Source organism: Gulosibacter sp. (assembly GCF_052090685.1).
Classification (GTDB): domain Bacteria; phylum Actinomycetota; class Actinomycetes; order Actinomycetales; family Microbacteriaceae; genus Gulosibacter.
In genome coordinates this window covers 63,753-89,693 of the sequence record NZ_JBQDBE010000004.1, presented here as the reverse complement: position 1 = coordinate 89,693, position 25,941 = coordinate 63,753, and the positions used below count along the sequence as shown (strand labels likewise).

22 protein-coding genes are annotated in these 25,941 nt (G+C 61.8%); 9 read left to right on the top strand and 13 right to left on the bottom strand.

Annotation, left to right across the window (positions count from 1 at the left end; genetic code table 11):
- Positions 1 to 61 precede the first annotated feature (61 nt).
- From hemB to ACTHXA_RS03720, 4 genes are all read left to right on the top strand, one after another.
- Entirely contained in the window at positions 62 to 1,039 is a 978-nt protein-coding gene (hemB, locus tag ACTHXA_RS03735) for a porphobilinogen synthase (protein WP_441669478.1), read from the top strand.
- Positions 1,040 to 1,274: 235 nt separating this feature from the next.
- Complete coding sequence (gene hemL, locus ACTHXA_RS03730) at positions 1,275 to 2,645, top strand: glutamate-1-semialdehyde 2,1-aminomutase (protein WP_441669477.1); 1,371 nt, start codon at positions 1,275 to 1,277, stop codon at positions 2,643 to 2,645.
- A 207-nt stretch (positions 2,646 to 2,852) separates the two neighbouring features.
- Entirely contained in the window at positions 2,853 to 3,635 is a 783-nt protein-coding gene (locus ACTHXA_RS03725; RefSeq protein WP_441669475.1) for a hypothetical protein, read from the top strand.
- Positions 3,632 to 5,224, top strand: a complete 1,593-nt coding sequence (locus ACTHXA_RS03720) for a polysaccharide deacetylase family protein (RefSeq protein WP_441669473.1) — start codon at positions 3,632 to 3,634, stop codon at positions 5,222 to 5,224. The genes ACTHXA_RS03725 and ACTHXA_RS03720 overlap by 4 nt, the downstream gene beginning before the upstream one ends.
- A 49-nt stretch (positions 5,225 to 5,273) precedes the next feature.
- Here the strand turns inward: ACTHXA_RS03720 and ACTHXA_RS03715 are convergent, their stop codons facing one another.
- Complete coding sequence (locus ACTHXA_RS03715; RefSeq protein WP_441669471.1) at positions 5,274 to 6,047, bottom strand: arsenate-mycothiol transferase ArsC; 774 nt, start codon at positions 6,045 to 6,047, stop codon at positions 5,274 to 5,276.
- 177 nt (positions 6,048 to 6,224) lie between these two features.
- Entirely contained in the window at positions 6,225 to 7,670 is a 1,446-nt protein-coding gene (locus ACTHXA_RS03710; protein WP_441669469.1) for an alanine/glycine:cation symporter family protein, read from the bottom strand.
- 103 nt (positions 7,671 to 7,773) lie between these two features.
- On the opposite strand from ACTHXA_RS03710, the gene ACTHXA_RS03705 reads away from it, so the two are divergent.
- The gene (locus ACTHXA_RS03705; protein ID WP_441669468.1) at positions 7,774 to 8,343 is read left to right on the top strand and encodes a hypothetical protein; all 570 of its coding nucleotides are present in this window, start codon (positions 7,774 to 7,776) and stop codon (positions 8,341 to 8,343) included.
- Between the two features lie 360 nt (positions 8,344 to 8,703).
- Here ACTHXA_RS03705 and ACTHXA_RS03700 read toward each other — a convergent pair whose 3' ends face one another.
- The 9 genes from ACTHXA_RS03700 to ACTHXA_RS03660 all read right to left on the bottom strand — a co-directional run bounded on the left by ACTHXA_RS03700 (position 8,704) and on the right by ACTHXA_RS03660 (position 18,730).
- Positions 8,704 to 9,600 carry a LysR family transcriptional regulator gene (locus ACTHXA_RS03700; protein WP_441669466.1) on the bottom strand — a complete coding sequence of 299 codons (897 nt, stop codon included), beginning with the start codon at positions 9,598 to 9,600 and terminating at the stop codon, positions 8,704 to 8,706.
- A gap of 30 nt (positions 9,601 to 9,630) precedes the next feature.
- Positions 9,631 to 10,533 (bottom strand): ATP-binding cassette domain-containing protein, encoded by a 903-nt coding sequence (locus tag ACTHXA_RS03695; RefSeq protein ID WP_441669464.1) that lies wholly within the window; start codon positions 10,531 to 10,533, stop codon positions 9,631 to 9,633.
- Positions 10,530 to 12,395, bottom strand: a complete 1,866-nt coding sequence (locus ACTHXA_RS03690; RefSeq protein WP_441669462.1) for a dipeptide/oligopeptide/nickel ABC transporter permease/ATP-binding protein — start codon at positions 12,393 to 12,395, stop codon at positions 10,530 to 10,532. Before ACTHXA_RS03690 ends, ACTHXA_RS03695 begins: the two co-directional genes overlap by 4 nt.
- Positions 12,392 to 13,336 carry an ABC transporter permease gene (locus ACTHXA_RS03685; RefSeq protein ID WP_441669460.1) on the bottom strand — a complete coding sequence of 315 codons (945 nt, stop codon included), beginning with the start codon at positions 13,334 to 13,336 and terminating at the stop codon, positions 12,392 to 12,394. Before ACTHXA_RS03685 ends, ACTHXA_RS03690 begins: the two co-directional genes overlap by 4 nt.
- Before the next feature lie 110 nt (positions 13,337 to 13,446).
- The gene (locus ACTHXA_RS03680; RefSeq protein ID WP_441669458.1) at positions 13,447 to 14,973 is read right to left on the bottom strand and encodes an ABC transporter substrate-binding protein; all 1,527 of its coding nucleotides are present in this window, start codon (positions 14,971 to 14,973) and stop codon (positions 13,447 to 13,449) included.
- A gap of 142 nt (positions 14,974 to 15,115) precedes the next feature.
- Positions 15,116 to 15,985, bottom strand: a complete 870-nt coding sequence (locus tag ACTHXA_RS03675) for a fumarylacetoacetate hydrolase family protein (RefSeq protein WP_441669456.1) — start codon at positions 15,983 to 15,985, stop codon at positions 15,116 to 15,118.
- Between the two features lie 129 nt (positions 15,986 to 16,114).
- The gene (locus ACTHXA_RS03670; RefSeq protein WP_441669454.1) at positions 16,115 to 16,606 is read right to left on the bottom strand and encodes a nuclear transport factor 2 family protein; all 492 of its coding nucleotides are present in this window, start codon (positions 16,604 to 16,606) and stop codon (positions 16,115 to 16,117) included.
- On the bottom strand, positions 16,590 to 17,888 hold the full coding sequence (locus tag ACTHXA_RS03665; RefSeq protein WP_441669452.1) for an FAD-dependent monooxygenase: 1,299 nt from the start codon (positions 17,886 to 17,888) through the stop codon (positions 16,590 to 16,592). The genes ACTHXA_RS03670 and ACTHXA_RS03665 overlap by 17 nt, the downstream gene beginning before the upstream one ends.
- Before the next feature lie 92 nt (positions 17,889 to 17,980).
- On the bottom strand, positions 17,981 to 18,730 hold the full coding sequence (locus ACTHXA_RS03660; protein WP_441669450.1) for a dienelactone hydrolase family protein: 750 nt from the start codon (positions 18,728 to 18,730) through the stop codon (positions 17,981 to 17,983).
- Between the two features lie 163 nt (positions 18,731 to 18,893).
- Here ACTHXA_RS03660 and ACTHXA_RS03655 point away from each other — a divergent pair, with 163 nt between their 5' ends.
- The 3 genes from ACTHXA_RS03655 (at position 18,894) to ACTHXA_RS03645 (ending at position 23,055) form a co-directional block, all read left to right on the top strand.
- Positions 18,894 to 19,943 carry an amidohydrolase family protein gene (locus tag ACTHXA_RS03655; protein ID WP_441669448.1) on the top strand — a complete coding sequence of 350 codons (1,050 nt, stop codon included), beginning with the start codon at positions 18,894 to 18,896 and terminating at the stop codon, positions 19,941 to 19,943.
- 95 nt (positions 19,944 to 20,038) lie between these two features.
- On the top strand, positions 20,039 to 21,322 hold the full coding sequence (locus ACTHXA_RS03650; RefSeq protein WP_441669446.1) for a DUF3500 domain-containing protein: 1,284 nt from the start codon (positions 20,039 to 20,041) through the stop codon (positions 21,320 to 21,322).
- Between the two features lie 350 nt (positions 21,323 to 21,672).
- Positions 21,673 to 23,055, top strand: a complete 1,383-nt coding sequence (locus ACTHXA_RS03645) for an aminomethyl transferase family protein (protein WP_441669444.1) — start codon at positions 21,673 to 21,675, stop codon at positions 23,053 to 23,055.
- A gap of 194 nt (positions 23,056 to 23,249) precedes the next feature.
- On the opposite strand, the gene ACTHXA_RS03640 is transcribed toward ACTHXA_RS03645, so the two are convergent.
- Entirely contained in the window at positions 23,250 to 23,951 is a 702-nt protein-coding gene (locus tag ACTHXA_RS03640; RefSeq protein ID WP_441669442.1) for a GntR family transcriptional regulator, read from the bottom strand.
- A 133-nt stretch (positions 23,952 to 24,084) separates the two neighbouring features.
- Here ACTHXA_RS03640 and ACTHXA_RS03635 point away from each other — a divergent pair, with 133 nt between their 5' ends.
- Positions 24,085 to 24,558 (top strand): MarR family winged helix-turn-helix transcriptional regulator, encoded by a 474-nt coding sequence (locus ACTHXA_RS03635; protein ID WP_441669440.1) that lies wholly within the window; start codon positions 24,085 to 24,087, stop codon positions 24,556 to 24,558.
- Between the two features lie 15 nt (positions 24,559 to 24,573).
- On the opposite strand, the gene ACTHXA_RS03630 is transcribed toward ACTHXA_RS03635, so the two are convergent.
- Complete coding sequence (locus ACTHXA_RS03630) at positions 24,574 to 25,917, bottom strand: aminomethyl transferase family protein (RefSeq protein ID WP_441669438.1); 1,344 nt, start codon at positions 25,915 to 25,917, stop codon at positions 24,574 to 24,576.
- Between the last annotated feature and the right edge of the window lie 24 nt (positions 25,918 to 25,941).

Below are 25,941 nucleotides of genomic sequence, written 5' to 3'. Positions count from 1 at the left end.
AATCCACCAGATCACATTCGGAAATCCACCTCGAGTCGCCCAACCCAAAGGAGAACACCTCATGCACAAGCCAGTTATTCGCCCGCGCCGTTTGCGGCAGTCTGTGGCAATCCGCAATCAGGTGCGAGAGCTCAATGTGCACCCGCACGAGCTCATTCTGCCGGTGTTCATCCGCGAGGGACTCACTGAGGCACAGGAGATTTCTTCGCTACCGGGCATTTACCAGCACACGCTCGAGTCGATCCGCCCGGCGGTTGCCGAAGCTGCCGCGGCGGGTGTCGGCGGCATCATGCTCTTCGGTGTTCCGTCCGAGCGGGATGCGGTGGGCAGCGGCGCGACCGACCCCGAGGGCATCCTGAACCGCGCCCTGCGTGTCGTCGCAGAAGAAGCGGGCGACGCGATCACGGTGCAGGCCGATCTGTGCCTGGATGAGTTCACCGACCACGGCCACTGCGGTGTGCTCGACGCGCGCGGGCGCGTGGACAACGACGCGACCCTCGAACGCTATGCCGACATGGCCGTGGTGCAGGCCGAATCCGGTGCGCAGATCGTGGGGCTCTCGGGCATGATGGACGGCCAGGTGGCGGTCGTTCGCGACGCGCTGGATGATGCTGGCCTTGAAGACACGATCGTGCTGGCGTACTCCGCGAAATACGCGTCGGCGTTCTACGGACCGTTCCGCGAAGCTGTCGACTCGCAGCTGCAGGGCGACCGTCGGACCTACCAAATGGATCCCGCGAACCGTCGCGAAGGGCTGCTCGAAGCGCAGCTCGACGTAGCCGAAGGTGCAGACATCGTCATGGTGAAGCCAGCCATGAGCTACCTCGATGTGCTCGCCGATGTCGCGGTCGAGTCCGAAGTGCCAGTGTGGGCCTACCAGGTATCCGGCGAGTACGCGATGATCATGGCCGCCGCCCAGAACGGCTGGATCGACCGCGAGCGCGCCATCGCCGAATCCATCGTTTCGATTCGCCGTGCCGGTGCGGATGCGGTCCTCACCTACTTCGCCACCGAGTACGCCCAGTCGCTGCGCGCCTAGCTGGCAGCAGCCGCTCGTACCAGGCACGCGGGCACACTTCACTCAACCTTTCGTACCCACGAGAATGAGGTTTACCCATCCGACGCTGACCACCGTACCCACAAGAATGAGGTTTACCCATCCGACGCTGACCACCGTACCCACAAGAATGAGGTTTACCTGTCTCCAGAAATAGGTAAATCACATTCTCATGGGTAGCCAAGAAAACACCAGCAAACAACAAAGGAGACTCCCTATGACCACCTCTGCTGAGTGGTTCGACCGTGCCCGTGCCGTGACCCCCGGCGGCGTCAACTCACCCGTCCGCGCCTTTGGTTCGGTCGGCGGCACTCCCCCGTTCTCCGTCAAGGGCGAAGGTGCCTGGCTCACCGACACTGACGGCAACCGTCGTGTTGACTTCATCTGTGGCTGGGGTCCGCTATTACTGGGCCACTCGCATCCGGAGGTCGTCGAGGCGGTGCAGCGAACTGCCGCGGACCTGATGTGCCCCGGCGGTTCAACACCGGGTGAAGTCGAACTCGCCGAGGCAGTGGTCGCGCGACTCAAGAAGGTGCAGGAGGATGCGATCGACGAAGTGCGCCTCGTATCCACCGGCACCGAAGCAACGATGACCGCGATCCGTCTCGCGCGCGGGGTCACCGGGCGCGACCTCGTCATCAAGTTCTCGGGTTGCTATCACGGTCACTCGGATGGGCTGCTCGCCGCCGCGGGGTCAGGGCTCGCGACCCTGGCGCTGCCGGGTTCCGCGGGTGTCCCGGAGCCGATCGCTTCGCAGACCATCGTGCTGCCCTACAACGATCTCGACGCAGTGCGCGCCGCCTTCGCAGAGCACGCCGGCCGCATCGCCGCGGTGATCGTCGAGGCATCTGCCGCCAACATGGGCGTCGTTCCGCCGCTCGCGGGCTACAACCGCGGGCTCGCAGAGATCTGCCACGCCGACGGCGCTCTGCTCATCTGCGATGAGGTGCTCACCGGGTTCCGTACCGGCCCCGCAGGCTGGTGGGGCCGCGAACAAGAAGACAACGACCGCGGTGGTTGGACGCCCGACATCTTCACCTTCGGCAAGGTAATTGGTGGTGGGATGCCCGTGGCCGGACTCGGCGCCCGCCGCGAGATCATGGAGCACCTCGCCCCGAACGGTCCGGTGTATCAGGGCGGAACGCTCAGCGGAAACCCCGTCGCAGTCGCGGCCGGTGTCGCAACGCTGCGCCTCGCCGATGATGCCGTCTACGCGCACATCGACGCCGCCACAGACCGGGTCATCAGCTCGGTGAAGCGCGAATTCGATCGCGTCGGTCTCCCGGTTGCCGTGCAGCGGGTGCGCAATCTGTTCTCGTTCGCGATGGGTGACGGTGCGCAGCTCGGGTGGTCTGGCACCGACGAGTTCGGCTCACCTGCACCGATCAACGAGGATGAAGTCAAGCGCCAAGAGGGTTGGCGATACCCCGCCTTCTTCCACGCCATGCTCGACGCCGGAGTGAACCTCCCGCCGAGCGTATTCGAGGCGTGGTTCCTGTCCGCTGCGCACGATGACGATGCACTCAACACCTTTGAAGCTGCGCTGCCAGCAGCAGTTGAAGCCGCGGCGAGCGCGACACCGCAGTAATTGAGTCAGCACTGATCCGGGCTGCAGCATCCGAATTGAGGATGCTGCAGCCCGGATCCGTTTCCCGTCGCACCCGGTTGCGTTACTCGCAAACGGTGTAGGTAAGGCCAGCCTCGAGGCGGACGATGATGTCGGAGGCTCTGGATACGATCATCACCAATAGCGCACCGGTAGTGACGCTGACGCGCATCTGAGTGGAGGTGTTTCGTGGACAATTCTTCTGACATTGCTGCCGACTCACCGATGCCTCCTGGGCGGCATGAAAGTAGCGCCCCCACGCATCACAAATCGGGCCGCGTAATAGGTCGTCGCGTCTGGCTGCCGTGGTTACTTGGCGGCGGTGCGGTGCTCATCATCGCGGCCGTAGTGTTCGGGCCGTTCCTGATCGGCGCGATGAGTGTCTCGGTCGAGGACGAAGATCGACGGATTGAGCTCAGCGGCGGCGATAATCCAGTAATGCTCGGAGTCCCCGCTGGATGGGCTCTTGAACAGCGCCCCTTTGCCAGCGAGGTCGTTTTGCACACTCCGGATGGAGCTGCCGCGCTTTGCTTTTCCAAGAATGAGGATGCGCAAGACGCGCGCGATGCCGCAACGAATTTGGCTCGGCAGGAAGGTATGCAGCACGAGGAGGCATTCACCGAATTCGCGCCCTCCGGCTCCGAGATCGTCTATATCGTGCGGGATGGCGCAGGCAGCAACGATATCAGTGAAGCCGAAAATAGCGAGCAGCCGGATGCCGCCTCGGAGTCGCCAGCGAACGGTGAAGAAACCAGCCAAGACGCATCAAATGATGAAGCAGCAGGCGACGAACCCGCAGAAAACAGCAGCCCCTGCGGCGACCACAACGTCGTCATGATCGCGGGACTCAACCCGCAACCCGAAGATGAGCAGTCGACCCCGCTCATCGGAGTGCGCGTCGGTGTGAACGGCAATTTCGCGGCATATCTTGGCGAAATTGCCGACATCATTGCAGGGGTGAGCGTGTCATGAGTCGGCTGACCGCACAGTTCAACCCCGATCGCATCCGAGCCGCCGTCACCACGGCGTTAGTCGTGGCGGTCGGCCTCGTGGGCTGTGCCGCACCAATCCCGACAGATTCTTCGTGGACGCCGAGAGAACCAGCGAGTGTCTCCCAACTGGCCGTGGCCGGTGAGGATGCAGCTTTCGAAAAGATCGACCCGACCGAGATCGAAGGCCTCGTGCCACACCACGTTCGGAATGCCGAAGTCGGCGTTGACCTGCGCTGGCCGTTGATCGCAGGCGCAGACGAACTCAACAGATCAATTCAAGAACAGCAGTGGTCGACAATCAAGGCGCAAGAAACAGCATCCGGAACCGCCTACTTGCCGCAAGCCCAAGACACGGGCTTCGGGACGGATGCCCGAGGTTGCGTCGCCGGCTCAACCACGATTCCAGCTACCGAACTGCTCCCTACAAATTCCGATGCGTGGGCAGTCGGCACCTGCGAATTCGTCGCCGCAACCGGCAGCATGCTCGGGATACGTTGGCGAACCGTTGATGCAGAAGGTACGGATCAGGTGTCAACGACCTATTACGACGTAGCCGCAGACACCGCATATGCCGCTACGGAACTGTTCGATCTCGACGAACAGGCCGAGAATTCGCTCTGGAACGAAGCGGTAAAAGCAGTACGTCTCGAGTCGGGAGCGCTGACGCTCTGGCCCACCGGTGGCCCCGCATCCCCCAACCCAGAATCACGAGAACAGTTTCAATCCGCACTCGATGCTGCAGTCTTGCAACCGGATGGTTCGCTCGTGCTCGACGTACCGGGAGGCCTGAACAGCGCCGAACTCGACTCGCTGCCCGGCCGAGATGACCCCGAGAATCACGATCGCATCCGCTTCACGCCGGAAGCAATCGCACCGGTGCTCAACGAAACGGGACAAGCACTGCTCGACGACCTTGCGAACGAGACGCCTTGGCAAGCGAATGAAACCAACCACCCCGTAACGGCTTCCCCGGATTGCACGCTATTGCCGTGCGTGGCAATCACCTATGACGACGGTCCCAATCCGGCGATGAGCACGCTGCTCGACACCTTCGCCGAACGCGACGCCCTCGCAACTTTCTTCTTCCTCGGCAATCTCGTGTCCTCGAACGCGGATATCGTGCAGCGAACCCACGATGAGGGGCACGAACTCGCCAACCACAGCTGGAACCATCCCGATTTCACGACGCTCAAGCCCGACGAAGTACGAAGCCAAATCGATCGCACGCAGAACGCCATTTCAGGGGTCACCGGGACCGCGCCGACGCTATTTCGACCGCCGTATGGCGCGTATAACAACCAAGTCCTCGCAGAAATCAGTATGCCGGTGGTGATGTGGGATCACGACACGTTCGACTGGCAAAAGCCGGGCGTCGAAGCGCTCACGCAGGATGCGATCAACTCGCCCAAACCTGGGTCGATCGTGCTCATGCACTCGATTCACGATGACACGGTCGAGGCGGCACCCGCGATCATCGATGGACTGCATGATCGCGGGTTCGTCCTCGTCACCGTCACCGAACTCTTCAATGGATCAGTGCCGTCGGGGGTCGTGTCCTCGACCCCCTAACTTCGACCCCATAGCCTCGCCGCTTGTCGGCCGGCCACGACTCCGCGAGTTACCCAGCCGCGGCCTGGTCAATCTCTGTCTGGTCAACCTCTGGCTCGTCAATATCCGGTTCGTCCGCCCGCCACTTCGCGTGAATCTCTTGCCACAATCCCTCGACGCGGATCTTCACATCCTCAAAGACGGTTTCGACGTTGGCGCGCGTTACGTCGCGCGGGATTTGCATATCCCATTCGAAGAACGTCTGGCCCGGATACGGCGGCAAATCCTCGTAAGAACTCATCGACACGACATAGTCTGCGCCGCGCACAATGTCGTCGGTTAGCGGTTTCGGATAGATCGTTTCGGGGTCGACGCCGCGCTCTTGCAGGAGTTTGACGACCTCGGGATAGAGGTCTTCGCTAGGCCGGGAGCCTGCCGAGCGCACTTCAACATCGTCACCGGCAAGCTCGGTGAGTGCCGCTGCCGCGAGCTGTGAGCGTCCCGCATTCTCCGCACAAACGAACAGCACCTGCGGCTTGGGCCGCTCGAGTTTGCCCGTCGCGTAGGCGAGCGCGCGCAACCGGCTTTCGGCAAAGTTTCCAGCGAGCGATGCGACAAACTTCTTCACTCGAGCGTTGCGGTGCAGCGTCATGTACGACTCGTAGACATACCGCTCAACAAGGTCCTGCGAGAAAACTCCGTCATACCGGTCGGCGAGGTGCTTCGCGGTGCGTTGTAACACTCGGTCGTCGGTGTCGTCGATCTGGTCAGCGCTTTCGAGCACTTCGTCCTGTGGTGTGTCTTGTGCTGCAGTGTTCTCAAATGATCCGGCAGATGTGTTCATCGTTGAAATCCTCTCTCGCACGTTTCGAGACATGGGTGTTGTCTCACGCCCATGTTCGTCGTCGAGCCCGAAAGAAACCGGGTAGCGGGCTGGACATCCAGTGCCGATCTCCGAATGGTCCCCTGAGCGGACCGGCGCTTCGCGTTGAGGCTTGGATGCGTGCGACGGCGCGAATCGCTAGGTTCGCGAGGGCTCAACGTCCTGGTCGTGACGCTCGTGCCCTTCCATAAACTCGTCGATCTCGGATGGGGTGGCTCGCAGCTTCGGGTCGTGGTCGAGATAGTGCTTGGTTTCGCGAGCGATGAGTCCCGAGAGCGCGATGAGGCCGATGAGGTTTGGCAGCGCCATGAGCCCGTTCATGATGTCCGCGAAGGTCCACACGAGCGCCAGCGGCACCGTGCATCCGATGAACACCACCGCGGTGAACACAATGCGATAAAGCGGGACGGATTTCACGCCGAAGAGCCGCTCCATGCAGCGCTCGCCGTAGTAGGCCCAGCCGAGAATCGTGGAGAACGCAAAAAACGCGATCGAAAGCGACACGATCACGCCGCCCCACTCGCCGAGCGCCGAGGAGAACGCGTGCGAGGTCATGAGCCCCGCTTCGCCGTTCGCGTTCCCCGTCTCCCACACGCCGGTCGCGACGATCGTGAGGCCCGTGAAGGATACGACGATGATCGTGTCGATGAACGTCTGCGTCATTGACACGAGTCCCTGTCGCACCGGGTGTGTGGTCTTCGCAGCGGCCGCAGCGATTGCTGCCGACCCCATCCCGGACTCGTTCGAGAAGATGCCGCGTGCGACACCCATTTGCAAGACGAGCATGATGGCGGATCCCGCGAAGCCACCTGCAACGGGATCCGCGCCGGTGAAGGCCATGGTGAAGACCTGGGCGAGTGCGCCGGGGAGTGCCGGGCCGTTCGCAATGAGCACGACCATGCCGAAGACGATGTAGAGCACGATCATGACCGGCACGAATGCGGCGGTCACCTTTCCAATCGACTTGATGCCGCCAAGCAGTACGAGTCCGATCAGGACAGTGAGCACAATGGCGGTCACCCACGGCTCGATATTGAATACGCCCTGCAGCTGCGCGGCGACCGCATTGCCCTGGGTCATATTGCCGATACCGAAGCTCGCGAGGACGGCAAACACCGCGAACCAAATCGCGAGGAAGCGACCAATCGGCCCCTTGATTCCCCGTTCGAGGTAATACTGCGGCCCGCCGGACTTGTTACCGTTCGCATCCGTCTTACGGAATCGCACGCCGAGGAACGCTTCAGCGTATTTCGAGGCCATGCCGAAGAGCCCGGTCACCCACATCCAGAACAGCGCGCCGGGGCCGCCAATCGCGATGGCCGTTGCGACGCCGACGATATTGCCAACCCCGACCGTCGCCGCGAGCGCGGTTGTGAGCGCCTGGTACTGCGAGATATCGCCACCCTCGGTGTCATCTTGCCGGCGGATGAGTCCGAGGTTGAGGGCCGGACCGAGCTTCCGCAGCTGGATGAAGCGCAAACGCACCGTGAGAAAAATACCGGTGCCGAGCAGCAGCGGGATGAGGAGCCAGGGTCCCCAGACGAAGCTGCTGATCGAGTCGAGAATGCTCTGAAGCTGATCCATGGCAAGAACCTAGTCGCAAGTGCATCCCTCGTACAACTGAACCCGTTCCCGAATGCGACTGCAGGGTCACGATTTCACGCGAGCGCCGCGAAACAATGGACCGATGTACGGCAACGCGAACGGGCCATTTCCGCAACAGCCACCGGGGCCCCACGTCTCTCCCGGGGCGCCGGGGTATCAGCAGTTCACATCACCGCGCCCGCCCGCGAGCGGAATCGGTAAGTTCGTGTTCTGGTTTCAGTGGGTGACGCCGCTCATTACCGCAACGCTGCTGATCTTCGGGCGCGGGCTCTTCCTCGGACAAGAGCTCGGTTTTGTGACCGTGATCTTGGTCCTCTTCGTCGGCCCAGCGTGGGTAATCCTCCACTGGGTCGATTGCGGCCTCACGTTGATTCCCGTCTACGTCCGGCGCGCCCGTGCGCTACCAACGGTGTCGGCCATCCTGAACCTCATCACGATTCCGCTGACGTTCTTGCTCTCGATGTTTATCGGCGACGGAACCGACTCTCCTGATGACTCCGGCTACCGGTCATTCGCCAGTCGGGTGCTGGGGCTGAACGTGGATGCGGTTGGCGTCGGCGCCTTCACGTTCGCGGGGCTTGTCTTGGCGTGCCTGATTGCCTACCTCATCATGGCGTTCAGGACGCCCAAGGTTGTGCGGCAGCAGATGTAGCGCGTTTGACGCCGCATCCCTGCCGCCTACGCCTCTCGACGCTGCAGCCCGGTCTTTTTCAATCCCGCGTACCACCCGAAACACGCTGTACCACTTTCCTGAAGGTAGTAAACCGCGTTTCAGGTGGTCACCCGTTGAGGTGGCGGCGACACCTCGCGTTCGACAACCCACCGGCCCCGACGCCTCATCCCGCGTACCACCCGAAACGCACTATGCCACTTTCCTGAAGGTAGTAAACCGCGTTTCCGGTGGTCACCGGCTGGCGTCAGGACACCACGCGCACCAAAGTCACCGGTTGGCGTCAGGACACCACCCGCACCAAAGTCACCGGCTGGCGGGCAGATTTCCGACGGGCGGCAGTCACACCGCAGTCGTAGTCGCCGCCGACTGCCTCCGGTACCACTCCACCATGAAGTCGATGAACCCGGTCACCCGCGCCGAGGACTGCGGGCCGGGGCTCTGCACTGCGTACAAGGTGCGCGATTCGATCGGAGTGTCCGGCAAGAGCTCGACGAGGTCGCCCGCTTCGAGAGAACTACGCACGAGTCCACGCGGGATCACGCCCACTCCCCGACCGGCGAGCAAAAAGTCGCCGATCACGGTATAGGCGTTCGTCTGCGCAAACGGCTTCTGAATATTGAACGGTTTCGATTCGCCGTCGGTCACAAATTTCCACGAGGTATCGCTACTGTGCGTAACGAGCGGATGCTGTCGTAAATCGGCAACCGTCTCCGGCGCACCGTGTTCGGCGAGGTATTCGCGAGAAGTCACGAGCGCAAATTCAAGGTCAGTGATGCGGCGCACGCGCACCCGCGAGTCACGCAGATCCCGGGCGTGAAACGCAACATCAAAACCGCGGTCGAGGAAGTCGTAGATGCGATCGGAGAGTCCGCCGAGCTCAAAATGCACCTGCGTATTCGGGTGATCCCGTAGATAGTCGCCGATCGCCTTGCCGAGGTCGATCAAGCCGATCCACTTCGGGCTGATGATCGAGATCTTGCCCTCTTCCGCATCCTTCTTTTCGGCCAGCCGTGAGTGCTGTGATTCGATTTCTTTCAGGATGCGGTTGGCAAATTTCGCGTATTCGGTCCCTGCTTCGGTGAGTTGGAGGGTTCTCGGCGTCCGATTTACAAGACGAACACCGAGGTCTGTTTCGAGCGCAGCAACCTGTCGCGACACGAGCGATGGCGAGATGCCGAGCTCATCCGCCGCCGCCGTGAACGAACTCGCACGAGCGACGGTCACGAAAGTGCGCATATTCGCGAATCTGTCCACGGCGTCGCGCCCCTAGGCTTTCGAAACGAGTTCCGCGCGAGTCCGCTCACGCTCTGCCACCCGGGCGGCCCGCCGAGCATCCCGGCCGATCGGGGTGGATGCGGGGGTCGCGTCGAGCAGACGTTTCGTGTATTCGTCCTGCGGATTCTTGAACAGCGATTCGGTCTCTCCAAGCTCGACGAGGTGGCCTTGATTCATGACGCCAACGCGATCGGCGATGTGCCGGACGAGCCCGAGGTCGTGGGCAATAAAGAGGTAGCTCATTCCAGTCTCGTCCTGCAGATCGGCGAGGAGATTGATGATCTGCCCCTGCGTCGAGAGGTCAAGTGCGCTCACTGCCTCATCGCAGACGACCAACTTCGGGTCGAGCACGAGCGCCCGCGCAATCGCGACGCGCTGCTGCTGACCGCCCGAGAGCTCGTTCGGGAAGCGGTTGAGGTGGTCACGCTGTAGTCCCACCATGTCAATCGCCCAGTCGATCTTGCGGCGTCGTTCTTTCGCCGAGCTCACCCCGTGTCGGCGAAGTGGTAGTTCGATCGAGTGCGCGATGAGATGGCGTGGGTTGAGCGAGGCCGATGGATCCTGGAACACCGCCTGCACTTGCTTGCGATAATCGAGCGGCGTGCGCCGACCCCACTGCGCGATGTCTTGCCCCTCGAACTCGATCGATCCGCTCGCCACCGGCAGCAATCGCAGCACCGCACGACCGGTCGTGCTCTTCCCCGACCCCGACTCCCCAACGAACGCGAGGGTCTCGCCGCGGTGAATGTCGAAAGTGAGGTCGTGAATCGCTGGCACGATCTTCGTTCCGCCAAAGATATTGGCTTGCTTGGGATACCCCGCCACGAGGTTGCGCACACGCAAGAGCGGGGGCTGGGACGAGGTCGACTTTTCGTGTGTGGTTGCGGCGATCATTTCACGCTCCGGTTCGTCTCGTCTTCGGCGACGACTGCGTCGATTGTGGCACGACGTTCGGCGTCGATGATGGGCAGGCGTCCACTCGTGTCCGCATTGAGCGGGTTCGCCGCGAGTAGCGCCTCGGTATAGGGATGCTCGGGCTGCTCGAAGAGGGACTTCACGTCCGCGGTTTCGACGAGATTGCCTCGGTACATGATCGCGGCACGGTCGCAGGCTTCGGCAACGACGCCGAGGCTGTGTGTGATCATGAGCACACCCATTCCGTACTCGTCGCGCAGGTCCATGATCAGGTCGAGCACTTGGCTCTGCGTGGTCACATCGAGCGCGCTCGTCGCCTCGTCAGCGATCAAGAGGTCGGGTTCTGCCGCGAGCGCCATGGCAATCGCTACGCGCTGCGCCATTCCACCAGAGAACTGGTGCGGGTAGTCGTCAAGTCGGCTTGCGGCGTTGCGCACACCGACCCGGTCAAGGAGTTCGACTGCGCGTTCACGGGCTCGCTTCTTCGACATTCCCTTGTGGATGCGAAGGGGTTCGATGAGCTGGGTCCCAACGGTGTGCACGGGTGAGAGTGCCGTCATCGGGTCCTGGAACACGGCGCCGATCTTGGTGCCCCGAACTTTCCGCAGTTGACTCGCATTGGCGCCCGCGATTTCAACGCCGTCGAGCTTGATCGAGCCGTGGGCGAGCCACGTACCCGCGGGGAGCATCCCGAGCACTGCGCGTGCGAAGGTCGACTTTCCCGAACCGGATTCGCCAAGCAAGCCGACGATCTCGCCCTTGGCAACGTTGAGGGTCGCCGCTTTGACGATATTGGTGGGTTCGCTCCTGCCCGTACCGCCGAGGCCAACAGTCACCTCGCGAGCGTCGAGCGCAAGTTCAGCATCGACGGTTGGCTCTGGGATGGCGGAGGTAGCGGTGCTGACGTTCTTCGGGTCAATCTTTGGCTGCGCAACGCGCTTCGGTTTGCGACGACGCTCCCCGGTAAGCGCATCGTTGAAGCCGTCGCCGAATACGTTGAAGGCAAGGACCGTCAACACGATCGCCAGACCTGGAGGCCAAGACAGGTGTTGCGCCACGTTTTGGTTATCGACGGCAAGACTGAGCATCTGACCCCACGAGACCGATTCCGCTGGTAGACCGATACTCAGGAAGCTCATCGCCGATTCGATCATGATCGCCGAACCGAAGTAGACCATTGCCTGCGTCATGAGCGGTCCCACGAGGTTCGGCAGCACTTGGCCAAAGATCTGCTGTCCGGTGGAAAGCCCCGCAACTTCAGCGGCCTCGACGTACGGCTTGGTGCGTTCCACGAGCACGATTGCGCGAGTAAGCCGCGCAAATGCCATCGAGAAGATGAGCCCGATCGCGAACATCAGAATGAAGACGTCGCGACCGAGGATTGTGACGACAACGAGTCCGATGAGCATTCCCGGGAGGGACTGCAGCATGTCGACGAAGCGCATCCCGATCCGGTCCCACCAGCCACCGAGGAAGCCGAAGATGAGGCCGAGCGGAACACCGATAATGACCGCGACGGCGACGGCTCCCAAGGCGACCGTGAGCACGGCCCGAGCACCGAACATGAGCCGGCTCAGCACATCCTTACCCATGTCGTCGGTGCCGAGTAGGAACTCCGAAGAGGGCGGTGCGAAGACTGCGTCATAGTGCGTCTGGTTCGGGTCGTATGGAGCGAGCAGCGGTGCCGCAATCGCAATGGCGATGACGAATGCGATGAAGATCAGCGAGGTCACCGTGGCCGGTTGCTTGATCATTCGCGCGATGACACGGCCCGAATTACTTGCCTGACGCTGCGCGGGGGCCGCACCGGTCAGGATATTGGTCGTAGCTGTTTGGCTCATTCTGGTCGTGCCTTCGGGTTGATAATGCCGTACGCGATGTCAAGGATCAGGTTGACGACGATGATGATCGTCGCGATGAGCAAGACACCGCCCTGCACGAGCGCGAAGTCTTTGCCCGAGACCGCTCGGATCAATACCGAGCCAACTCCCGGGATCGAGAACACCTTCTCGATCGCGAAGCTCGCACCGAGCATGATGCTGATCGTGATTCCGGTTGAAGAGAGCACCGGGACAAGCGCGTTCTTAAAGCCGTATTTGAAGATGAGCCGGTTGCGAGGCACGCCCGCAGCGGTCAGGGAGTCGATATAGCGAGCGGACATATTGCTCGCCATTGCGGTTCTCGTCTGCCTTGCGATGAGCGCGGCGCCGGTGATCCCGAGCGCGAGCGAAGGCAGGATGATTCCTTGCAGCCAGCCGAAGAAGTCGTGGTCGATTGGTACCCAGGCGATGACCGGAAGCCAGCCCAATTGAACCGCGAAGATGAGCATCAGGATGATACCGAGCCAGAACTCGGGAATCGACATCGTGATTGACGCAATTGCGGTGCTGATGCGGTCGCGGATGGAGCCGGGCTTGGTGCCACCGATGATGCCGAGGGCGACACCCAGGATCAGCGCGATGATGGTGCCACCGATCATCAGTGAAAAGGTGGCGGGGAGTCGCTCACCGAGCATATCGGTCACCGGACGAGCGGTCGCAAATGAACGCCCGAAGTCTCCCTGGAGAACGCCACCGTACCACTCGATGAGCCGTTCAAAGAATGGCCGGTCGAGGCCGAGTTGTGCCTCGAGTGTCGCGATGGATTCGGGGGTCGCGGCGGCGCCCAGGATTGCCGCCGCAGGGCTCCCCGGCACCATGTACGTGATGCAAAAGGCGAGCAGCGAAAGAATGATGAGTTGTGGCACCGCCAGGGCGACACGAGTGATGATGAGTTTCAACATTGTGGGGCACCTTCAACAGTGTCGTGATGCGATTCCCTTGGTGGTTGCGGAATCCGTCGTGGATTCCGCAACCCCCAAGGGAGATGTTCGTGAGCGCGAAGGCGCCCTAGTTAGCTCGCGGGGACAAGGTCACGGTAATTGACCGACTGCGCTTCCCACGGTTCCGCGGGGGCATCAATGCCGCTCACGGTCGTGGAGTTATACGCAATGGTCTCAGCGCTCTGCGCGTGTGCGCAGGTCAGCGCCTCGTCCGAAATGATCTGGGTTACTGTGCCCCAGAGCTCGGTCGCTTCCTCACTGTCACCGGCCGCGATTGCCTCATCCGCAGCGGTCTTGAGCGCTTCGCTTTCGGTGCCGGAGGGGTTACCGGCCGCATCCGCGGCGAACCACGATTGGTACCAGTCATAAGGTGTCATTTCGTCGTTCGCAGCGAGGCCGGCGGGGTACTGACCGCTTGCCCAGACACTTGCGAACTGCGGCGGCGGCATCGACGACACCGTTGCGCTGAAGTCACCAATCTGGCTCGCCTGGTCCATGTAGATGCTGATCTGCTGCTCGTTGTACGGGGCTGCCGCAATCTCGAAACTCACGCTCGGGCTGCCAGCTTCGGCATAGAGCGCTTGCGCGTTATCGAGGTCAAACGGGTAACCGGCGATATCCGGGTTGTGCCCTAGCTCGCCCTCAGCGAAGTGCTGCGAAACGGGCGTAATCTTCCCGATTACGTTCGCGGCCTCGTCGACGTTAATCGCGGTGCAGATGGCCTGACGCAGCTCCTGCGATTCGAAGAGTCCCCCCTCCCCACGATCAAAGAAGATGAGGTTATTGCGGATCGCGGGATAATCGAAGGTTTGGATATCGGTGCCCTCGAAGTTTGGCAACACGCTGTCCTCAACATCCGAGAGGTCAATCTCACCATTGGTGAGCGCTGCCGCAGCCGCTTCCGACTCGTTGATACCGAAGATTTCTACATTCGCAAATCCCGGTTTCTCACCCCAATACTCGGCGAATGCCCCGAAGTAGAGTTTCGTTCCCACGATCGACAGCGAGTCATCGTAGGCCCAGGGTGAAGTACCAACCGGAGTCTGGGCGATCGTGCCGTCCGCAATCGCCTTCGGGCTCGCGATGGGAAGCGCACGAGTTGTCAACACGGTCGGGAGCGATGGCGAGGGCTCCGAGAGATTGAATTTCACCGTGTAGTCGTCTACAACATCGATGGATTCAATCGTTGCGAAGCTCCCGGACCACACAGTCGCGCCGGCTTGCACCGTTTCGACGTTCACTTTCACCGCTTCCGCGTTGAAGGGTTCGCCGTCGTGGAAGGTGACGCCCTCCTGGAGCGTGAGAGTGAGCGATTCCGGCTCGAGCTCATAGTCGGACGCTAGGAACGGTTCGGCGTGACCGTTTTCGCCCGGCGCGAGCAGAGTTTCGTATGGAACGCGCAGCAATCCGCCTTCCATTTCCTGTCCCGGCGTCCAGTTCTCGGGGAATCCGCTGAAGTTCACGCGGAGCGTCGCCGCTTCCGCTTCAGGGCCCGTGTTATCTGTACCACCGCTACCACCTGAGCAGCCGGTGAGTACCAGCGCTGCGCCCAGAAGTGGAGCGATCAGTCGCAGAAGGGGTTTCTTGTTGCGCGGCATCAGTGCCTCCTTGCATCATGCCAAATCGCTTTTCAAATCCGAAAAGATATTCCAGATGAAATAAATTGTAATCCCTCAGTGTGAATCGTGCATTGCAATACTTGCAACCTAAGCGTGCGAGAACTGCAATGCACAAGGACTGCTAGGCATCACTCGACACCACCGTGTTCCGCAGCGTTCCAAGCCCCTCAATCTCGGTCTCGACGACATCCCCGGGCGCCAAGAACTGCCCCTTGGGCGCACCAATTCCCTTCGGTGTCCCGGTCGCAATTATGTCGCCCGGGTTGAGCGTCATTACAGTCGACAGCTCTTCAATTTGGTCGAAGATGTCGTAGATCATGTCGTTCGTGAGGTCGTTTTGCCGCTCCTCGCCGTTGACCGAGAGCCGAATGCGCAGGTTATGCGGGTCCGCGATCTCGTCGGCGGTCGTGAGCCACGGACCGATCGGCCCGTGCGTGTCGAAGGACTTGCCGAGCGTGAAGGTCGGCGAGCGCTTCTGCAGCCAGTCACGCACCGAGAAGTCATTCGTCACGAGATATCCGGCGATCACCGACGCCGCGTTTTCGCGCGTCACGTTCTTGCATTCCTTGCCGATTACGACGCCAAGTTCGGCCTCGTAATCGAGCTTGTCGCTCACGGCCGGGCGCACCACATCCCCATTCGGGGCATTGATGCATGACACCTGCTTGTTGAACCAGAACTGGTTCTTTGGCGTTGGGATGCCGTCGGCCGCCGCTTCCTTCGCGTGCTCGGCGTAGTTCATGCCAATTGCGAGGTACTTCTGTGGCGTGTCGATCGGCGCTTCGAGCGTCACGTCCGCGAGCGCGAAGGTCTCGCCCTCGTGTGCCTTGATTTCCTCGGCACGTTCCGACAGGTCGCTCAGAACCGCGCGCAGCGAGTCACCGACGAGGTCGGTCAGGTCGGTGATGGTGTCGCCATCGACGCGGCCCACGCGCACGGCTCCTGCGCCAGTGCCACCGGGATTGCCACTGCGGAATCGGGCAAGCTTCATTCTTCGCTCCTCTTAGTGCGTAATAGATTCAGTCGCCGCGTCACACGGCATCGGTTTTGGATCAGGCGTCTGTGTTGACTTTGGCGTCTGTATTGGCTCAGGCGTCTGTGTTGGGCTGTCTGTGTTGAACTAGCGATCTGCGTCGGCTGCGGCGTCTTTTTCCGAAGGCAAGTCGCCCCAGACCTTTTCGCCGAACGGCGTGAGCTGGAAGCTCAGGAACCGCCACCGCGCATCCTCATCTCGGTGCAGCACCTGGGTGACGATTCCTTCGACAACTCGCTCGCTGCCATCGGGGTTCCCGAGTCGATTGCGAATCGATCCGGTGACCACCACGACGCCATCAGCCACCGAGGTAATCGTCAACTCGCCGCGCTCGATCTCGCGATACGCCTGCCGAGTGCGGGTGTGCTCGAGCAACATGTCCTTCGTGTGGCGCACGCCGGGGGCATGAATGTGCACGAGCGATTCGTGGTAAATCTCCGCGAGCGCGTCGAGGTCGATTTCGATCAAGGCACGGATGCGCTCGGCCTCGACGGCTTCAATCTCACGTCGCAGCTCGGGGCCGGCCGGCTGCACGCCCGCTGCATTTTCGCGCACGCTGGAGTCAGCGGGTTGCGGCATTCTGGACCTCCCATGAGTCTTCGACTTCCCAGGTGCGGAAGCCGGTGGTCTCGCCGTCTTCGTATCCCGGTCGTGGTTGGCCCGCGAGGCCGTGGTAGTGGCTGAAGATCTTGTCGGCTTCTTCCATCGGCAGCACCTCTTCGATGTCGTCGAAGCGCTTCGCGTCGGTGCGATCTTGCACGAGACGGCGAACGACCTCGTAGGCCTCGCCACGGTTTGCCATCACGAGGCGGTTCACGCCCTCGCGGCGTGCGTCTTCGAATTCCTGCAACCCGGTTGCGGGATTGTCTTGGTTCGCGGCGAGCCGTTCGGCGATGACCTTGCCATCGACGATCGACTGGCAGGCACCGTTGCCACCGCGCGGGTACATCGCGTGCGCAGCATCACCGATGAGCACAACGTTGCCGTCGACCCAGCGATCGAGCGGATCGTGGTCAACGAGCGGGTACACATAGACCTCTTTCGCGTCGCGCAGCATTTGCTGGACGTCGAGGAAGGGCAGCTTCGTGTCGTCAAAGAGCGGAATGAGGTCATTGACATCACCGGGGGTGTTCCAGTCCTCGTACATTTCCTCGCCCTCGGTCTCGACGACCCAGTTCACGAGCGTCTTGCCGGTGCCTTCGTAGTCGAGGTGCAGCGGGTAGACGATCATCGAGGCGATGCGAGGCGCGCCAATGTGGAGAATCGTGTGGCCATCGCGGTACGGGTCCATGACCGTCACACCGCGGTACATCCGGATACCCGAGAACTTCGGCGAAGACTCGGTCGGGTGCATTTGCGCGCGCACCACCGACTTAATGCCGTCGGCGCCGATGAGCACGTCGACCTCGCGCTCAATCGTCTCGCCGTCACGGGTTTCGAGGTGGAGCTTCACACCGCTGTCGGTGTTTTCGTAACGCTCGAGGCCGACGCCGAGCTGGATCGCATCCTCGCCGAGGCGCTCGATGACGGTGCGGTACAGCAGCATTTGCAGGTAACCGCGGTGCACGAAGCGCTGGTCGTGCACATAGCCCATGTGCTTGCCACACTTCTCGGCGTAGATCTCCTGGCCGTGGTTGTTGTAGAAGATCGAGTCGACCGCTTCATTCGAGATCGCTTCGAATTCTTCGAGCAGTCCGAGTTCCTCGAGTTCGCGCACGCCGTAGACCTTGATGTCGAGGCCGACGCCGAGTGGCTTGATTTCACGGACCCGCTCGTAAATAACGGGCGAGAATCCCTGCTGGTGCAGGCGCAAGGCTGCGGCGAGGCCCGCGGGCCCGGCGCCGATGATGGCAATCTTCATGGTCGACTCCTTAGTCGATTGGGGTGGTTTGGGGTGGTGGATGCGACGGGTCGGTTGTCGTGATTAGGCCGCGCCGACGCAGATTGACTGGCTTAGTTAGTCGGGCGCAGTTCCGGGAAGATCTCGCGGAAGAACGCTTCGTAGCGATCCTTCGTGCGCTTGGCGTTGCGCTCGTGGTAGCCGATGACGGGGTTCTCTGGCGCGAATTTCGCACCCTCGCTCGTGTAGCCGTGTTTCGTGTGACTGTAGAGGTCGAGCTCCCAATCGACCCCCGCATCCGACAAAGCCGCATCGAACTGTGCACGGTGTTCTGCCGTAGCCATGGGGTCGATTGCGCCCAGGGTGACGAGCACGCGTGCCTCACGTGGCTGCCAGTCGAACTCGACGAGGTCGAGGCCGGGATGCACAGCGACGGTTGCGATGACCCGACCGTCAAGTCGCAGGTATTCCAGCGCGGATGCGCCGCCAAAGCAATAGCCCATATTCGCGAGTCGCGCCGGGTCGATTTCGGGCTGCTCGCGGGCGGCATCGTGCGCGGCCGCGATGCGCGCCTGCCACAACTCGGGGTTCTCCTTCATCGCACCGATGTACTGCCCGATCTCCTCCTGGCCAGGCAGCGCTCGGTCGCCCCACACATCCGCAAGCAACACAGAAATACCGGATGCGGCGAGCGACCTCGCGGTCTCGATCATCTGCTCACCGAGCCCGAAGGCGTCGTGAATGAGCACGACTCCGGGACCGTTCGCGGCCCCGCTCGGTGCGATGAGCATCCCTTGCAATGCTGTCGCTTCGTTGTCGCCTGCCGCCGTGTAGGTGACGTCACGCTCAATCAGGTCAGCCATAAACACTCCTCCTCGAATGCGTTCCGGAATCACGTCCCGATCCTAAGGGTAAATCCTAAAAGATTCCATGTGTGTTTTTATTACTTGATTTCCTTTAGGATTTCTTGCAGGATAACTGTACCGCGAGTGCGAGGGCGCACTCCACCAGGAATTGGAGACACCCATGACTGTTGTTGACATCAACATCCACCACCTCCCGGAAGACCTGTTCTCGAACAAGAAGATCCTCAACGGCTTCCTCAATAGCGCTCCTCGCGGCTTTGGCGAGATCGCCAGCGTCATCGAGATGGAGAACGGCAAGCAGCAGCTCGTACTCGAAAAGCCCAAGGGCTACCCCAACCTCAACTACGTCGAAGGCGACTACTCGGTCGAAGCGAAGCTCGCCGCAATGGATGAAGCGGGCGTCGACTACGGCATCATGCGCGTTCCGGTATGGCAGGAATGGCTCGACCTCGAGACCTGCAAGGCCGTCAATGACAATGCCGCATCCATCGTCGAGCGCTCAGGCGGACGCCTCTTCGCCACCGCGTGCGTGCCGCCGTGGGACCGCCAGGAAAACGTTGACGAACTCAAGCGTTGCGTCGAAGAACTCGGCTTCGTCGGCGTGCAGCTTGCCTGCCACTACGGCCAGCTCTATCTTGACGACGAGGCATTCCGCCCATACCTGCGCGAGATCGAAAAGCTGAACGTTCCGGTCGTCGTCCACCACACGCCGCTGCCGGTCGAGTACAAGTCGATCCTCGAATACACGAACCTGCGCCGCGAGTTCGGCCGCATCTCTGATCAGGCCACCGCGGTCGGTCGTGAGCTGTTCAGCGGGATGTTCGACGAGCTGCCGGGGCTGAAGTTCATCCACACGATGTTCGGCGGTAACTGGTTCGCAAACGCCAACCTCCTCACCCCAAAGAAGCCGCAGAAGAAGGAGGCCATGCAGCGCCTCGACCCCACCGGCGGCGAGAAGATCCAGCAGTACATGCGCGAGAACATCTTCTTCGACATGACCCACCCGCACTCCTGGGGCAAAGACCAGGTCGAGGCCGCCATCAAGGTGTCGGGCGCCGACCACTACCTCTTCGGATCGTCCTTCCCAGTGTTCTACAGCTGGATGAGCCAGGGTGTCGACTTCATCCAGAACGAGATCGAGGTCTCCGACGAGGACCGCGACCTGCTCTTCGCAGGCAACGCCAAGCGCCTCTTCAACCTGCCGATCTAGCACTGGCTCCGTCGACCAACGCCGCCGGACTAGCGCGCGCTGAACCGACAACCCCGGCACAACCGCATCCACAAACTAGCTACCGAGGTGATCCCATGTCGAACGACATCGACGAGTTCTTCTCCACCGACCGCACGAAGGGAACCGGCGAGGCCATTGCCCTCCCCGAGACGGACTATCGCGAGTTCGTGTACGACCTCGACGACCCGATCGTGAGCAACTACCGCGAAATGGATTACGAGGAGTTCACTGCTGATCGCCAGCAAGCCGATTTCCTCCGCAATCTGCTCGAGTATTGGGACGGACTCTACCGCGAGCCGTTTGTCGGGATCACCACGGCCGGCACGCGACGGGAAGGCCTCTATCGCCTGCCGTCGCCTGCCGAGCCCAACGCATCCGAACCGGTCGAGGCCGGCAGGGCAATTTTGGATGCGCTGTCCCCCGCCGAGCGTGACACGGTCAGCTACGACCTCAACGCGCCGGAGTGGCGCGGTTGGAGCAACCCGGAGTTCGTGTTCAAGCGGATCGGGCTGCGCATGGAGGAGTTGACGGATGCGCAGGTCGCGCGGATTCACGACCTGATGCGCGCGTCGCTGAGCGCCGAGGGATACGAGCGCGTTCGCGAAGCGATGGCGCTCAATGGCTTCCTCGGCGAGCTCACACAGTTACCGCAGCTCATGAACGATGAGAGCTACTGGTTCGCGATCTACGGAGAACCGTCGACTTCGAAGCCGTGGGGCTGGCAGCTGTTCGGGCACCACGTGGCGCTCAATTTCGTGTTCGTCGGCGGTCGCGAGGTCTGTGCACCGGTGTTCCTCGGCGCCGAGCCCGCGCTTTCCGAGGATGCGCATCCACCGATTTTCGAGCAGCGCGAACGGCTCGCGCTCGGGCTCGCAAGCTCCTTCACCGACGCGCAGCGCGAGCGGGCCGTTGTCTACGAATCGGTGCTTGACGAAGCGATGCCGGATGACCGCATCCACCCCGCCGACGAACGTCACGTTGCCGGAGCCTTCCGCGACAACCGCGTGGTGCCGTATGAGGGCATCCTGGTGACCGAACTTGATGACTCGCAGCGCGAGTTCGTGCGCGAAATCGTGCGCGACTTCTACGGACTGCTGCGACCGGAACAGCTCGAGCGCACGCTCGCCGAGTACGACGAGCACGTCGGCGAGACCCATGTGTCGTGGTACGGCGCAACGGATGGTTCGACACCCTCGTACCTACGCATCCACAGCCCGGTGATTCTTGCGGAACTCGACCACCACGCTGGCGTTTGGCTCAGCAACCGCACCCCCGCGCGCTTCCATGTGCACGCAACGCTGCGCCATCCCAATGGCAACGACTACGGGAAGGCGCTGCTCGCGCAACTCCCGCAATAGCGCAGCCGCTCGCGCAGTAGCCCAACTCCCGCAGTAGCACGTATCAACGCAGCCCGAGCAGTAGCGCAGCTCCCGTCGTAGCGCAGCCGCTCGCGTTCTCCCCTCCGAAGGTCTGCTCAAGCTCGCGCTCCCCGACAGAAAATCCCGAACGGGGTCCTGAACAGGACGATGTCGCCTATTTAGGTGCCATCGCTTGCTCTGAGACCCCGATCGGGATTTTTTACGCCGCCGATCCTTCGCCAATACGCTCGCACCAAGCAATCCACCATTTCAATCCCTTTCAATTGTTTCAGCCTCCTGATACTCTGGCTGCAGCCCGCAACGATGCGGTAAGCACGAAAGGTGATGCAATGACGACACTTCAGCGAGAAACAACGAGCCTGCAGCACGAGATCGACAGCGCCGGCGGGCCACTGCAGTTGCTGCGCTCGGGCCGTAGCGGCACGTTCCCCTTCCCAATCGCCGCCGAATTCACGAACTGGCGCGATGAGCAGACCGCGTGGCGCGAGTCTGCCGCGCTCATGGACCTCTCACACCACATGACCGACCTCGTGGTCGAGGGGCCGGACGTGATCCCACTACTGAGTCGCGTCGGCGCGAACGGTTTCAAGGGATTCCGCGCGATGAAAGCGAAGCAACTCATCGCGGTCGGCCCCGACGGCAACATGATCGGCGACGCGATCCTCTTCGCAATCGGTGACAACCACGTTCGGATCGTTGGCCGCCCACCCGCGCTCAACTGGGTGCAGTTTCAGGCCGAAACCGGCGGCTACGACGTCACGATCCGCCGCGATGAGCGCACCATCCAGAACAAGAAGGGCCGTGAGCTTTACCGCCTGCAGTTGCAGGGCCCCACTGCCGGACCCATCTACGAGAAGGTCAACGGCGGTCCACTCCCCGAGATCCCGTTCTTCACGATGGGCAAATTCAAGGTGGGCAAGCACGAGGTCACTGCCCTCAACCACCGAATGAGCGGCTTCGCCGGTTTCGAGTTCTTCGGCCCGTACGAGGAATTCGAATCGGTCCGCGACACCATCCTCGAAGCCGGAGCCGAATACGGCGTGCGCCAGGTCGGCGGCCGAGCATACGCATCCGTCGCCACCGAATCGGGCTGGATCGCGAACACGCTGCCCGCGTACTATTCCTCCCCCGAGACACAGGCTTTCCGCGATTGGCAATCGGGACGCTCTTTCGAAGCGAACCTGCAACTCGGTGGCTCGTTCGTGAGCGACAACATCGAGGATTACTACCTCACTCCCTACGACCTCGGCTACGACCGCATGATCCGCTTCGATCACGACTTCATCGGCCGCGAGGCGCTCGAGCGCATCAAGGACGAACCGCACCGCAAAAAGGTCTGGATCAAGTGGCAGCCCGGCGAGGCCGGACGCATCGTCAACAGCTATGAGCTGCCCGGGGATCAGCGCCACAAGTACCTTGAGATGCCCGCGGGGTTCTACACCGGTTCGCAGTTCGATCGGGTTGAGGATGCGCAAGGCAACTTGATCGGGTTCGCCTCACTCACGAGCTACACCGCCAATGTGCGCGGTTGGATCTCGCTCGGCGTTGTGGATGCGGACAAGGCCATCGAGGGTGCTGAGGTCAGCGTGGTGTGGGGCGAGCCAAAGGGCGCGACCAGCAATCCACAGGTTGAAGAGCACACGCTCACCTCCGTGCGCGGCGTGATTGCTGATCGGCCGTTCACCGAGGGCACTGAGGGTTCCGGCGTGTAGCGGCCCGGGGCGTAGCGGCGCTGGCGCTCGCCACCGCTGCTCGCCAAATCTTCACCACGCTGTGCGGAAAGAAATCCCGATTGGGGTCTGTGGCAAGGCGATGTCTCCGAGTTACCGGCTATCGCCTCGCCACCGACCCCGTTGTGGATTTCAGTGAGCCATTGGTGCTGCGGCGGGCATCAGCCAGCCCGACGCTAGCGCTCGGACGAGTCCGTGAACTCCGCGACGCGAGCCTGAACATCCTTCGTCTCGACTGCGACGAGCGTATTCACTTCGTGTTGGCGAGCGAGCGCCTCGACTTCGTCGAAGGAGCCGCCAGACTCGATGAGCGTGAGGATCTCTTCATGCTCATCGAGTGCGGCGAGGGCCCGCCCTGGCGCTGCCCAAAACGCAGATCGACGAATGACCTGCATGCGCATCCACTCGGCATCGAGCAGGTTCTTGAGGTGCTCATCCTGACACTTGCTATAGAGCACCGAGTGGAACTTGCGATTGAGCTGCCCAAAGGTGGCGGTGTCGAAGTTGCTGAGGGCGGTGCGCATTTGCTCATTGAGGTCACGCGCTTCGGCGAAGTCCGCTTCCGTGAGGTTCGGCGCCGCGAGCGCGGTCGCGAGCCCTTCAAGGCGTGAGAGCAGTCGAAGGGTGCGCTGCCACGCGCCACCGTCGAAACGACGCACAATGGCGCCGACGTTCGGGATGATCTCGACCCAGCCCTCGGCCTCCAAGCGCCGCAGCGATTCCCGCCAGGGGCCGGAACTGATGCCGTATTCCCGCGAGACTTGGTCGATGACGAGCCGAAACCCCGGAACGAAGGTGCCGTCCGCAATGCGGTCTTTGAGAATCTCGTACGCCTGTTCGGACTTACTCTTCGCCGCGGCAGCATCTTTGGTAGCCATACCCAAATCATAATCGAAATCACAAGTGATTTAACACTAAACTGCGTGATTCGCTACGGATTGCCCGGTTATTCCGCGCATTCATGCGAGACTAGCGCAACGCCCTTCACTCATTACAAGGAAGCACAGCACCGTGACAGAAGTAGCCGGATGGACTGACGGACTCCCCTTTAAGATGTTCCGCGCACACCAGTTGCTGCGAAAGTCAGTGGACGACGCATTCGCGGATCTGGGCGTCACGACTTCGCAGCTCGGCATGGCGGTGCACCTTGAAGAGCTCGGCAATCTTTCGGGTTCGGATCTCGCACGGCACCTGCATGTGACCCCGCAGTCGGCTTCGACGACGCTCGCGAGTCTCGAGCGGATGGGTTGGGTCGAGCGGGTGCCCCACCCAACGCACGGCCGCATTATTTGGTATCAGCTCACCGATTCCGGTCGACAGGGCGTGCAGGAGGGCAAGCAACTGCTCGCGTCCCTGCAGCGGGAACTGCACGAGAAACTCGGACCAGCGCTCGTCGATGAGACGAAGGCGCACCTCGACGAGATCATTGAACGCGTAGAGGGGCCGCAGCAAAGCCGCGTGCCCCTCTGGCCAACGACCGGTTAGGTCGTTCGTTCCTCGCTATACGGTTGCGGTGTTCCCGCGATACTGCGTGCGCGCGAACTCGTCATATGGCGAGGGCTGCACGGTGCCGCGGATCCGCGGCAATCCGAGATCGGCTTCCGGGTCGGTTCCGGCACCGGGGTGGTCGCCGAAGACGACTTCAACGGATGTGCCGGGTTCCGCCGTTCGTTCCTCGACAATAGACAGCGCCAGGATGCGATCGAGCGGATTGATGCGGGTCGTCCAGTAGGTCACACCCGACAGCCCCTGGCTGTCCTCAATCCGCATCCGGCCGTAGGAGTTGAAATAGTCGTTCCCGGCGCCAATTACGCGCGCGACATCCTCACGGTCAAACTCGATGGTGACCCGCTTACGACGCGCGGTCTCTTTGGCGGCCGCGAGCGCATCCCTGCCGATGAAATCGTGACCGAGGTGAATCGAACGGCCATAGCCGAGCTCCCACGGCGAGAGGTAGTAGTCCTCGATATTCGGCGAATAGAAGCTGCCGCTGAGCGGTCGCTTCCCCTCAAACGAGAACTCGCTGATTGATTCGCGGTATGCCTGCAGCCGCGGGTCGGTGTAAATCGCGGGCGTCGGCGTGGGGATCCAGCCGCTCTCGACACCGTTCGTGAAGTACGCTTTGCCGCCCACAAGCTGCAAGTCGCTTGGCTCACCTGCCGCGACCAGCGCATCCTTGACCCGGCCGTAGTTGGCGTAGTCGCCGATCAGTTCGAAGCCCGCCTGCCCGGCCATGCCGTGGCGGAGCGCGCGCACCTTTGCACCCGCGATGTCGACGAACGTCGAGTGGAAGAACTTGACCTCAGGTGCGGGCGCGCCGAGGGCTCGCTCCATGGTTTCCATTGCGGCCGGTCCCTGAATCTGGAAGCGGAAGAGCGACGGGTCGCCTTCCTTTCGCACCGACGCATCCGCTTCGGTTCGTACCTCAACGTCGTAACCACCGGTGCGCGCGTGGTAGCCGACCCACGTGTGGGATGCGGGGGGACCTGCGAGCGTGTAGTCCTGTTCGCCATTTCGCAGCAGGATGCCGTCGGTGATGATGTTGCCGTCGTAAGCGACCGGGATGAACTGTTTGGCCTGCCCCACCGCGAACTTTTCGTAGTTGTTGGCGCTGACTTCGCGCAGGAGCTTGGTTGCATCCGGGCCCACGATGAATGAGTTGAACATGTGGTAAGAGAGGTCGAATAGGGCGACGGTCTCGCGCCAGGCGAGTTGTTCTTGCTGCCACCCGCGGAATTCGGGCGGCACGCTGGGCACCGTCCAGGCCGCGGCGCCTGGCACCCAGAGTAGGTTCATTGGTGATCCGACTGCGTCGATGGCCTCTTGCAGGCTGCGTCCGTACATAGTTTCCTCGCTTCATTGCTGATG